Raw genomic sequence first — 10,964 nt, 5'->3', positions numbered from 1 at the left:
GACATGAGTGACATCCTGATTGTCGACGACGAGCGCGATATCCGTGAGTTGATCGGGGATATCCTTGAGGACGAAGGGTTTGCGACCCGGCTGGCCGCCAACAGCCAGGAGGCGATGACCGAGATCAACGCCGAACCGCCCGCGCTGCTGATCCTCGATATCTGGCTGAAAGACAGCAAGATGGACGGGATCGACATTCTCAAGACCGTCAAACGCGACAACCCCGACATCCCGGTGGTGATCATTTCCGGTCATGGCAACATCGAGATCGCGGTGGCGGCGATCAAGCAGGGGGCCTACGACTTTATCGAAAAGCCGTTCAACATCGACCAGCTTCTGGTGGTGATCCGACGCGCGATGGAAACCTCGCTCTTGCGGCGCGAGAACCAGCAGCTCAAGCGCGGTGAGGTGAAATCCGCCGAGATGATCGGCGACAGCGCCGCCTTCCGCGCGCTGATCAGCCAGTTGGACAAGGTGACCAAATCCAACGGTCGGGTGATGTTGACCGGCCCGGCGGGCGCGGGCAAGGAAGTGGCGGCACGCTATGTCCACGCCCAATCGAACCGCGCCAAGGCCCCCTTTGTCACCGTCAACTGCGCCGGGGTGGAACCCGACATGATGGAGGCCATGCTCTTTGGCCGCGAAACTGCCAAGCGCGGGGTCGAACCGGGGCTGCTGGAACAGGCGCACGGCGGGGTAGTCTATTTCGACGAAGTGGCCGACATGCCCAACGGCACCCAGTCCAAGATCCTGCGCGTGCTGGTCGACCAGCAGTTCACCCGCGTGGGTGGCAACGACAAGGTGCGCGTCGACCTGCGGGTGATCTCATCGACCAACCGCGATTTGCAGACAGAGATTGCCGCCGGTCGCTTCCGCGAGGAACTGTATCACCGCCTGAACGTAGTGCCGATCGCGGTGCCCTCCTTGGCCGAACGGCGTGAGGATATCCCGGTGCTGGCCGATCATTTCATCGAACAGTGCAACCGCGCCCAGGGCCTGCCGCTGCGCCAGATGACCGAAGAGGCGGTGGCCCTGATGCAGACCATGACCTGGCCCGGCAACGTGCGCCAGCTCAAGAACCTTGTGGAACGGGTGCTGATCCTTGGCGATGGCACCGGCCCGATCGAGGCCCGCGAACTGCCACAGGAAAGCACGCCGGGTGAGGGTGCGGAAGACCGGGTGGTGCTGTCCGGCACGCTGGCCACCCTGCCTCTGCGCGAGGCGCGCGAGGCGTTCGAGCGCGAATACCTGCTGACCCAGATCAACCGGTTCGGCGGCAATATCTCTCGCACCGCGTCGTTTGTGGGGATGGAACGCTCGGCCCTGCACCGCAAGCTGAAGTCGCTGGGGGTTGTGACCTCGGCCAAGTCCGGCGCGCGGATAGCGCGGGTGGACGGCAGCTTTACCGAAGCCACCTGACGCGGAGGGCGCGGGATGTATGTGACGCGACGCGGGGCATTGGTGATGGGCGGTCTTGCGCTGGCGGGCTGCGCCGCCCCGGCCCGGGAACCGGCTCGGTCATTCGCCGCCAGCCAGTCCAGCCGGTCAGACAAGATAGCGGCGGTGGAACGGGCGGTTCTGGCGCTGGGACCGGATGTGGCCCCCGACGAGGCTGCCGCCGTGGCGCGGATCGCGGTGAATGAACCGCTGGTCTGGGCGCGTGAGTGGGACGTGGTGGACCCGCCGCTGGTACACAACATCAAGGTCAACACCGGGGTGAAACCGCGCGGGCTGTGCAAACACTGGGCCGAAGATCTTGAGGTGCGGCTGCGGCAGGAACGGCTGCAAAGCCTGAGCCTGCACCGGGCCATCGCCAATGCCGACACCCTGCGGATCGAGCATTCGACGGTGATCGTCTCGGCCCGCGGGGCGCCGATGGCTTCGGGGCTGGTGCTGGACCCCTGGCGGCAGGGGCAGGGGCGGCTGTGGTTCGGGCGGGTTGCCGACGATCCGAAATACCGATGGATGCGGCGCGCCGATGTCTTTGCCATGAAACGCAAACGCCGCGAACGGCAGGACGGGCTGTGACCGGGGGCGTCGGACGGGACTCGTCACGGCCCCTGGGGGCCGCAACATCGCCCGCCCGCCAGCCCCACTGAGTCGCGCCTGGCGGCGCGTTTTCCGCTGTGCGATTCCCCCGTGAACAACACGCCTGTTCCCCGGAGCCATCGCTCGCTTTCTTGCTGCCTGAACCACCCGGGCACGGGCGACAAGGGCAAGCCGCGCAAGCGCGGGGCTGCGCCCCCTTGTCTCCCGCCCCCGGATGGCTCTTTTCGGCATCAAGCGAGAGATGGCTCCGGGGAACAGGCGCGACCGATGGCGGGCTCAGAGGGCGCGCGCCAAGAGGACCTCATCGTTGGAGACATGTCCGGTGCGGTCAAAGCCGTGTCTTTGGTAGAGCGGCAGGGCCGAGGCGGGGGCGTCGACCACGCTGAGGGCTGCGCGGCGTTGTCCGGAGACACGGGCGAGGTCGAGAAAATGGCGCAGGGCGGCCTGTCCGTGGCCTTTGCCCTGATGGTTTTTATCGATGATCAGCCGCCAGAGGTAGAACATGTCCGGACAGATGCCGCTGTCGGGGTCGGGTGCGGCCTCTGGCAGGCCGAAATGGATCATCGACATCAGCCCGACCGCAGTGTCGCCCTCCCAGATGCCCAGTATCGTGCTGCCCGGCTCATAGGCCTGTTGCGCGATGGTCACGGCGCTTGGCGCCACAAAGTCGCGCTGCGCGGGGTGGACCTTTAGCGCGCAAAGCGGGCGCAGGCAGGCGCGGGTGACGGGACAAAACCGGATCATGGTGCAAGTGTGTGCGGCCCCGGGTGGTGGTGCAAGACCCGGCTGCCCGTTGACGGCGCTCTTTGCCCATGCGAAGCGATAGGCTCAACCGCCGGGACACGGCGCATGAGCGGGCTCAGGAACGCATGAAGGTCATCATTTGCGGGGCAGGGCAGGTCGGCTGGCAGATCGCCCGCCATCTTGCCGGAGAGCGCAACGACGTCACGGTTGTGGACAACAACCCCGACCTCGTGCGTCGCGCCACCGATACGCTGGATGTGCAGGGAATCGCCGGGTTCGCCTCATACCCCGATGTGCTGGAAAAGGCCGGGGCGCGCGACGCGGACATGGTGATCGCCGCCACCCATTCGGATGAGGTCAACATGGTGACCTGTCAGGTGGCGCACTCTGTGTTCGAGGTGCCGCGCAAGATCGCGCGCCTGCGCGCCGAAAGTTATCTGACGGCGATTTACTCCGACCTGTACCGGCGTGATCATCTGCCGATCGACGTGGTGATCAGCCCCGAACGCGAAGTGGCCGAGGCGGCGTTGCAGCGGTTGGCCGCGCCTGCGGCCTTTGACACCGAGACCTTTCTGGATGGCAAGACCCAGCTTATGGGCCTGTCGATCGATGAGGGGTGTCCGATTGTGAACACGCCGCTGCGGCAATTGACCGATCTCTTCTCGACCCTGCGGTCGGTGGTGGTGGGCGTGCGCCGCGAGGGCCAGCTGTTTGCCCCGGAATCCGGCGACCAGCTGTTCGAGGGCGACAGTTGTTATGTCATGGTGCATTCCGAAGACGTGCAGCGCACGATGGAGATTTTCGGCAAGGCGCACCGCAAGCAAGAGCGGGTGGTGATTGTCGGCGGCGGCAATGTCGGCCTGTCGGTGGCGCGCGCGCTGGAGACGGGCAAGACCCGCATCCGCGCCAAGATGATCGAACGCAACCGTAAAAACGCCGAACGCGCCGCCGAGGAACTGGAACGCACCATCGTGCTGCATGGCGACGGGCTGGATGCCGCTCTGCTGGTGGAGGCCGGGGTGGCGCGGGCCGATGCGGCGCTCTGTGTGACCGATGACGACAAGGTCAACCTGCTGGCCGCCGTGCGGGCCAAGGCCGCTGGCTGTCCGATGGTGATCGCGCTGATCAACGACCCCACGCTGGTGCCGCTGATGGAGCCGTTGGGGATTGATGCCTATATCAACCCGCGCTCGACCACCGTCAGTTCGATCCTGCGGCACATCCGGCATGGCCGCGTCAGTCAGGTCTATTCCATCGGTGACGCCGAGGCCGAGGTGATCGAGGCCGAGGTCATGTCGACCTCGCCCATCGCGGGTAGCCTGATCCGTGAGATCGATTTCCCCGAGGGCGTGCTGGTGGGCGCGGTCCGCAAGGGCGACAAGGTGGTCAAGCCGACCGGCACCTTGCGGATCGAGGAAGGCGACCAGATCGTGATCTTTGCCCTGACCGGGGACGTGCCGGAGGTCGAGCGCCTGTTGCAGGTCTCGATTGACTTCTTCTAGGCACATGGCCGGGCAGATGACCTCCGTGATCGCCTTCCCGCGACCGTCCGCCAGAGCAGGGAGGGCCGGATGATCACCATCGCCCGCATGCCGTTGTTTCTGCTGATGACCGGGCTGGGCGCGGCCTCGATGTTTTTGCCGGCCGCCTTTGCCTATGCCATCGAGGATTTCCACGACGCGCGGACCTTTTTCTATGGCGCACTGCTGGGATTGATCCTGACCGGGCTGGTGGCGCTGGCGCTGGGGAACCAGCGCCACAACGACAGCGCGCTGCGGCAGTTGGTGGCGCTGGCGGCGGGGTTTGTCTTTCTGCCGCTGATGTTTGCGGTGCCCTTCCACGAGGCGGTGCGCACCACCGGCTTTGGCAGCGCCTATTTCGAGATGGTGTCCTGTTTTACCACCACCGGGGCGACGCTGTTCGATGCCGCGCGCCTGTCCGGGCCGGAACATCTGTGGCGGGTGCAGGTGGGCTGGATGGGCGGGCTGGTGATGTGGATCGCCGCCTCTGCCATCCTTGCCCCCTTGGCGCTGGGGGGCTTTGAGGTGACCGCCAGCGGCGAGCCCGGCCAGTCCATGGCCGAGGGCGCGATGAATTCCGGCCCCACCTCGCCAAGCCAGCGCCTGATGCGCAGCGCCGAGACGCTGTTCCCGATCTATGCCGGTCTGACGCTGGCGCTGACGGTGATGTTGCTGGTGGCGGGCGATCCGCCGCTGGTGGCGCTGAGCCACGCGATGTCGATCCTGTCGACCTCGGGGATCACGCCGCTGTCGTCGCTGGGTGTCGCCCCCAGCGGGCTGGGCGGCGAGATGGTGCTGTTCTGTTTCTTCTTCTTCGCCCTGTCGCGGATGACCTTTTCGACCGACACCCGGCAGGAGCGGGGGCTGTATTTCGACCCCGAATTCCGGCTGGGCGTGATCATCGTGGTTGCGGTGCCCTTGCTGCTGTTTGTGCGCCACTGGGTTGCCTCCTTCGAGGTGGGCGAGGAACAGAACTGGATCGCGGGGCTCCGCGCGCTCTGGGGCGGGCTGTTCACCGCCGCCTCCTTCCTGACCACCACCGGCTTTGTCAGCGGCGACTGGGACACGGCGCAGGACTGGTCCGGCCTGCCGACGCCGGGGATCATCCTGATGGGTCTGGCGCTGGTCGGCGGCGGCGTGGCGACCACGGCAGGCGGGGTCAAGCTGATGCGCGTCTATGCGCTGTACCTCAACGGCAAGCGTGAGATCGAAAGGCTGGTCCACCCGCATTCGGTCGGACGCGCCGGACCGATGGGCCGCAGGATTCGCCGCGAAGGGGCGTTTATCGCATGGGTCTTTTTCATGTTCTTCGCCATCACGCTGGCGGGTCTGACCATGGTGCTTGGCCTGTATGGTGTCGATTTCGAACGCGCCATCGTGCTGACCATTGCCACGCTGTCCAACACCGGCCCGCTGATCGGGGCTGCCTCGGCGACGCCCATAGACCTTGCCGCGATGCGGTGGGACGCGCAGCTGATTCTTTGCGGGGCGATGGTGCTGGGGCGGCTGGAACTGCTCGCGATTATCGTCATGATCAGTCCGGACTTGTGGCGCGACTAGTTGCGCGAACACATGAGTCGGACCAGCGCCTGCAGGATTCAGGGATTTTCGGCTGGAAACTCCCGCGCGGGCATACCATACTTGTCAAAACGAGGGCGGCCCGGCGCGCGGGCCCGGCAAGAATAAAGGCAATTCAATGGCTTCTGACAGACAGAACCTGCAGGACGCATTTCTTAATCACGTTCGCAAGACAAAGGTTCCCGTGACGGTATTCCTGATCAACGGGGTCAAACTGCAAGGTGTTATCACCTGGTTCGACAATTTCTGCGTCCTGTTGCGTCGCGACGGGCAGTCGCAGCTTGTCTACAAGCACGCAATTTCGACCATCATGCCCAGCCAGCCGATCAATCTGTATGACGGCGAAGGGGACGCGTGAAGGAACACGCAGCACCTGTGACCCGCGCTTGGGTCCTGCATCCCGATATCAAGAACGACAAGGACCGGCGTAACGCCCGGATGGCCTTGGATGAGGTCGTGTCGCTGGCACATGCCTTGCCGGGGCTGGAAGTCGTGGGTGATACAATCGTGCCCCTGCCGCGCCCCCATGCGGGCGCGCTGTTCGGCACTGGCAAGATCGAAGAGTTGCGCGCCCTGTTCGAGGCGCAGGACATCGAACTTGTGCTGGTCGACGGCCCGGTGACCCCGGTGCAGCAGCGCAATCTTGAAAAGACGTGGAAGGTCAAACTGCTCGACCGGACCGGGCTTATTCTGGAAATTTTCTCGGACCGGGCCGCCACCCGCGAAGGGGTGTTGCAGGTCGAGATGGCGCATCTCAGCTATCAGCGCACCCGCCTTGTGCGGGCCTGGACCCACCTTGAACGGCAACGTGGCGGATTGGGATTCGTCGGCGGCCCCGGCGAGACCCAGATCGAGGCGGACAGACGCGCCATCGACGAACAACTGGTGCGCCTGCGCCGCCAGTTGGACAAAGTGGTGCGCACCCGCGAATTGCACCGCAAGGCGCGCGCCAAGGTGCCTTATCCGATTGTCGCGCTGGTGGGCTATACCAACGCCGGAAAATCCACGCTGTTCAACCGGTTGACCGGCGCGGATGTGATGGCCAAGGACATGCTCTTTGCCACGCTGGACCCGACCATGCGGGCGGTGCGTCTGCCCACCGGGGCGGATGTGATCCTGTCCGATACGGTTGGTTTCATCTCTGATCTGCCGACCGAACTGGTCGCCGCCTTCCGTGCCACCCTCGAAGAGGTGCTGGCCGCAGATGTGGTGGTGCATGTGCGCGACATCTCGCACCCCGAGTCGGAAGAGCAGGCCAAGGACGTGCGCACCATCCTCGAAAGCCTTGGGGTAGAAGAGGAAACCACACAGCTCGAGCTTTGGAACAAACTCGACCGGCTGGAGCCGGAAGAGGTACAGGCGGTGCGCCAGCGCGCCGCGCGTGATCCTGCGGTTTTTGCGGTCTCGGCGCTGACGGGCGAGGGACTGGACAGCTTTCTGGAGTCGGTGACCGCCGCGCTGGACGGCGAACGGCTGCACGACGATCTGGTGCTGGGCTTTGACGAGGGGCGCAAACGCGCGTGGTTGTTCGAAAAGTCTTTGGTCGAGGATGAGCGTCAGGAAGAAGACGGCTTTCACATCGCCGTCAAATGGTCCCCCCGCGACCGCGCCCGGTTCGAGGCGATGGACAAGGACTGAGGACAAGGATTGGGCCTGCCTCAGATCACCGGTGTGGTGCGCTGCAACAGGTTGTCCGCCACACCCAGCCGCCGCAACTGACGGGCTGACGGGGTCATGGGCGTGTTCGCCCAGACCCAGAGGCAGAAACAGCCTTGCAGGAACAGGCGGACGGCGGGGTCCGTCCCATCCGCCGCGCCATAGCTCTGCACCAGCCTTGCAACAGCGCCGTCGCCGTCTTGCCCGTTGTGCGTCATCAGATCGAGCGTCAACGTAAAGACATCGCGCAGCGGCTCATCCTCGCGCTTATTCTCGAAATCCAGCCCCCAGATCGTGCCGTCCCGGTCCAACATCAGGTTCGACAGGGTCATGTCACGATGCGTGACCGCACGGGCAGACGCCCGCCCGGTGACACCGCCCGCCATCGCTTGCACGCCCCGCGCGGCCTTGGCGAATCCGTCCGGGCCGGGGATGTTGCGTTGCCGGGTCAAGACCGCCTCGATCAGCCGCGACAGCCAGTTCACTTGGCCCGTGGGGTCAAACGGGCAGGGGCGCAGCGTCACCCCGTGATAGGCGCGCAGCCACCGCCCGGCGAGATCGGGCACATCCGCATGGCCCTCCCGCCAAAGTGCTGCAAGGTCCATGCCGTCGATCCTTGGCATGCCCATCGCCCGACAGGCTTCATCGTAAAACAACACCCCCGGTGCGCGACAGGCCCCGGCGCTCAGCGCCCGCGCCACCTGTCTCTGACGCCGCACCTGTCGCGCGGCGCGGTCCGCATCGGCCCAGACCTTGATTAGGATCGGCCCGTCCGCGCCATCGGCCGCAAACAGATGCGCCGCACCCCCTCCGGGGCGCGCGGCGCGCGGCTCTGACCCGACACCATGCCGCGCCAAGGCTTTGACAGCCAAGGCCCGCGCGGCATCGACCGACAGACTCACGGTTTGACGAGGCGAGTGATCCCGACCGACGCGGCCCGCGCCAGATCGATATCCAGCGACATCGGCAGGTATTCCCCCCGCCGCCACAACTGGCCCAGATCGTCGTAATGCCGCGACAGCGGATGCCCCGATTGCCCGGTGGCCGAGACAAAGACCGAACTGTCGGGATCGGCAAAGTCATAGACCCCGCGATACCCCGCACCATGCACGTTCGAAAACGGATCAGGATCGCGCCCCGAGGTGCGCCCCCGCATCAGCGTGTGATCCCCGCCCGAGGTTTCCTGACGGACGTTCACGAAGTAACGCAGGATCGGCACCTCGCCCAGCACCGGGTGCCGGTGCGTGGCGGCATGGGCGTCGCCCCACCGCAGCGATTCCAGCGAACTGCCGAATTCCTCGTCGATCCAGACCAGCGCGTCGTCCAGCGCCAGCCGCGCGATGTCGCTACAGGTTTCCACCACCGCAGAGCGGATCACGTCGCACCAGACGCTGGCCCCGTCCACGTCGCGGAACACCCGCTCGATGAACAGCGGTTCCACATGGTCGAAATCCTCGGCCAGCGGGCCAAGGTCGTCGCGGATCAGCCGGTCCTGAAGCGCGCGCAGCCATGCGGCATAGATCAGCGGCTCTGGCAGATGTTCGTTCATCTCACCGTTCCAGTCGGCCAGCAGCGCCAGCGCGCGCTGGCGCTGACGCGCGGGCGTGCCCTGTGCCGCCGCCTCTCCGGTGAACCACAGATCGCGCCCGATCAGCGGCAACAGCGTGCGCGCCGCGGGCGATACGGTGTCCAACTGCGCCTCGATGAAACTGTCGCGGGTATGCACCTTGCGGCCCTGCATCACCGTGGTCCAGCGCTGCACCCGCTGGCTGTCGCCCCATTCGAAACTGACATGGTTGGGGAACGGGCGGTCGATCATCTTGTTGTTGGTATTGCCGACAATCCCGCCCTCGGGGGCAAGGAACTCGGGGTTAGACGAATAGGGCAGATAGCCGTCCCAGCGGTTGCTGGCGATCCAGCCGCGCGACGGCAGGCGGCCAAGGCTTTCATGCGCGGCATCGCGGCGCGGCATCGCGCCGACCAGCTTCATCGCGACGGTATCGCCGTCGATCAGCGTCAGGTTCTGCGAGGGCGCCACGTACAGCCGCGAGATCTGCAACCCCTCTTCCACCGATCCGGCCATCATCAGCCCCACGGCGGCAGAGGCCGAGGTGTCCTCATGCGACAGCGCCGTCCACGACAGCGTCACCAGGTGGCCCGGCGGCGTGATCTTGTCCAGATCGAACTGCGACGACGGCAGCACCGGGCCATTGTCCGTCCACAGCAGGGTCAGCGTGACCGGCGGCTCATCCTTGATGCGGATGATCGACTGCCGCCGCTCAAACCGTTTGAACCCGTCCGGCGTGCGGTATTCGTCGCGGTTGTCGGGGTTGATCTCTTCGAAATACAGATCCTGATCGTCCAGATAGGACGAGGTGATCCCCCAAGCCAGCTTGCGTGACCGGCCCACCATCAGCGCCGGAATGCCGGGGATCGACGCGCCGATCACCCCTCCGGACTGCAACTCCAGGCGCGCCAGATACCAGATCGACGGCGCGGTGAACCCCAGATGCGGGTCATTGGCCAGCAGTGTCCCGCGTGAGGCAGAGCGGTCCGCCGCCGCGGCCCAGACGTTGGACGCTCCCGCCAGACCGCGCCGCGGCACCGGCCACAGGAAATCCCCGCCAACGGGACTGGCCTGCGCGTGTTGCGTGCCAGCGCCCGGCATCAACTGCGCCACACGGGGCAGGGCGGCGACACCGGTGCCGGGCATGTCGGGCAGGATGTCGGACAGGCGCTTTTCGTCCCCCAGCAACAGCGAGGTCCGCGCCCGCAGCACCTCATCGCCGATATGGCCCGACAGTTGCAGCGCCATCAGCTTGATGATCGCCAGCGAATCCGCCGGTTGCCACGGCGCGATTTCGGCCTCGAACAGGAAGAACTCCGGCGCGCCGCGCCCCAGGCTTTCCATATTGATCTCACCGATGCGGGCGTTGATCCCGGCGGCATAGGCCTCCAGCGCGTCCAGCGTGCGGGCATCCTGATGCGCGACAGAGGCTTTGGCCGCGCTGTAGATATCCATCCGCCGCAGCAGCGTGTCGGTGCGCAACGTCCGGCGGCCAAAGATCTCGGACAATCGCCCCTGCGCGGTGCGCCGCAACACCATCATCTGCCACAGCCGGTCCTGCGCATGGGCATAGCCCAGCCCGAAAAACGCATCGCGGTCCGACAGCGCCATGATATGCGGGACCGCCGAATTGTCGCGCACGATCTCGATATCGGCGGTGATGCCCGACACCGACAGCGTCTTGTCGTAGTCGGGCAACGACCGCGAGGCGAGGTAATACGTCAGCAAAACGCCGATGACGATCAGCGCCACAGCCAAACTGGCCAGTCGCAAGAGCCATCGAAACATCAGCGCCATTTCCCTCTCCGTCCACATGGGGTAGGTCAGATCGCACCGGGATTAACTTGCCA

9 protein-coding genes are annotated in these 10,964 nt (G+C 65.5%); 6 read left to right on the top strand and 3 right to left on the bottom strand.

Annotated features, from left to right (window positions below):
* Nucleotides 1–3: 3 nt before the first annotated feature.
* Together VOI21_RS07485 and VOI21_RS07480 are read left to right on the top strand one after the other, a co-directional pair.
* The gene (locus tag VOI21_RS07485; RefSeq protein ID WP_323769165.1) at nt 4–1,419 is read left to right on the top strand and encodes a sigma-54 dependent transcriptional regulator; all 1,416 of its coding nucleotides are present in this window, start codon (nt 4–6) and stop codon (nt 1,417–1,419) included.
* 15 nt (nt 1,420–1,434) lie between these two features.
* Nucleotides 1,435–2,028, top strand: a complete 594-nt coding sequence (locus tag VOI21_RS07480) for a hypothetical protein (protein ID WP_323769164.1) — start codon at nt 1,435–1,437, stop codon at nt 2,026–2,028.
* A 297-nt stretch (nt 2,029–2,325) separates the two neighbouring features.
* Here the strand turns inward: VOI21_RS07480 and VOI21_RS07475 are convergent, their stop codons facing one another.
* Nucleotides 2,326–2,793: a GNAT family N-acetyltransferase gene (locus VOI21_RS07475; protein ID WP_323769163.1), complete on the bottom strand. Its 468-nt coding sequence runs from the start codon at nt 2,791–2,793 to the stop codon at nt 2,326–2,328.
* Nucleotides 2,794–2,918: 125 nt separating this feature from the next.
* Between VOI21_RS07475 and trkA the strand changes: the two genes are divergently transcribed.
* The 4 genes from trkA (at nt 2,919) to hflX (ending at nt 7,529) form a co-directional block, all read left to right on the top strand.
* Nucleotides 2,919–4,295 (top strand): Trk system potassium transporter TrkA, encoded by a 1,377-nt coding sequence (gene trkA, locus VOI21_RS07470; protein WP_323769162.1) that lies wholly within the window; start codon nt 2,919–2,921, stop codon nt 4,293–4,295.
* Between the two features lie 69 nt (nt 4,296–4,364).
* Nucleotides 4,365–5,873, top strand: coding sequence for a TrkH family potassium uptake protein (locus VOI21_RS07465; protein ID WP_323769161.1), 1,509 nt, complete (start codon nt 4,365–4,367; stop codon nt 5,871–5,873).
* A gap of 136 nt (nt 5,874–6,009) precedes the next feature.
* Nucleotides 6,010–6,249, top strand: coding sequence for an RNA chaperone Hfq (hfq, locus tag VOI21_RS07460; RefSeq protein WP_023849333.1), 240 nt, complete (start codon nt 6,010–6,012; stop codon nt 6,247–6,249).
* Nucleotides 6,246–7,529: a GTPase HflX gene (gene hflX / locus VOI21_RS07455; protein WP_416358962.1), complete on the top strand. Its 1,284-nt coding sequence runs from the start codon at nt 6,246–6,248 to the stop codon at nt 7,527–7,529. The genes hfq and hflX overlap by 4 nt, the downstream gene beginning before the upstream one ends.
* A gap of 20 nt (nt 7,530–7,549) precedes the next feature.
* Here hflX and VOI21_RS07450 read toward each other — a convergent pair whose 3' ends face one another.
* Together VOI21_RS07450 and VOI21_RS07445 are read right to left on the bottom strand one after the other, a co-directional pair.
* On the bottom strand, nt 7,550–8,419 hold the full coding sequence (locus VOI21_RS07450) for a phosphotransferase (RefSeq protein WP_323769160.1): 870 nt from the start codon (nt 8,417–8,419) through the stop codon (nt 7,550–7,552).
* Nucleotides 8,420–8,445: 26 nt separating this feature from the next.
* On the bottom strand, nt 8,446–10,911 hold the full coding sequence (locus tag VOI21_RS07445; protein WP_323769159.1) for a penicillin acylase family protein: 2,466 nt from the start codon (nt 10,909–10,911) through the stop codon (nt 8,446–8,448).
* Nucleotides 10,912–10,964 lie beyond the last annotated feature (53 nt).

The organism is Antarctobacter sp. (assembly GCF_034670325.1).
In the GTDB taxonomy this organism is placed as follows: domain Bacteria; phylum Pseudomonadota; class Alphaproteobacteria; order Rhodobacterales; family Rhodobacteraceae; genus Antarctobacter.
The sequence above is the reverse complement of the archived record's forward strand: the minus strand, read 5'-3'. Positions and strand labels throughout refer to the sequence as shown.

Coding starts and splice junctions, on each gene's coding strand:
- VOI21_RS07485 (WP_323769165.1), top strand. CDS start 4: ATGAGTGACATCCTGATTGTCGACGACGAGCGCGATATCCGTGAGTTG.
- VOI21_RS07480 (WP_323769164.1), top strand. CDS start 1,435: ATGTATGTGACGCGACGCGGGGCATTGGTGATGGGCGGTCTTGCGCTG.
- VOI21_RS07475 (WP_323769163.1), bottom strand. CDS start 2,793: ATGATCCGGTTTTGTCCCGTCACCCGCGCCTGCCTGCGCCCGCTTTGC.
- trkA (WP_323769162.1), top strand. CDS start 2,919: ATGAAGGTCATCATTTGCGGGGCAGGGCAGGTCGGCTGGCAGATCGCC.
- VOI21_RS07465 (WP_323769161.1), top strand. CDS start 4,365: ATGATCACCATCGCCCGCATGCCGTTGTTTCTGCTGATGACCGGGCTG.
- hfq (WP_023849333.1), top strand. CDS start 6,010: ATGGCTTCTGACAGACAGAACCTGCAGGACGCATTTCTTAATCACGTT.
- VOI21_RS07445 (WP_323769159.1), bottom strand. CDS start 10,911: ATGGCGCTGATGTTTCGATGGCTCTTGCGACTGGCCAGTTTGGCTGTG.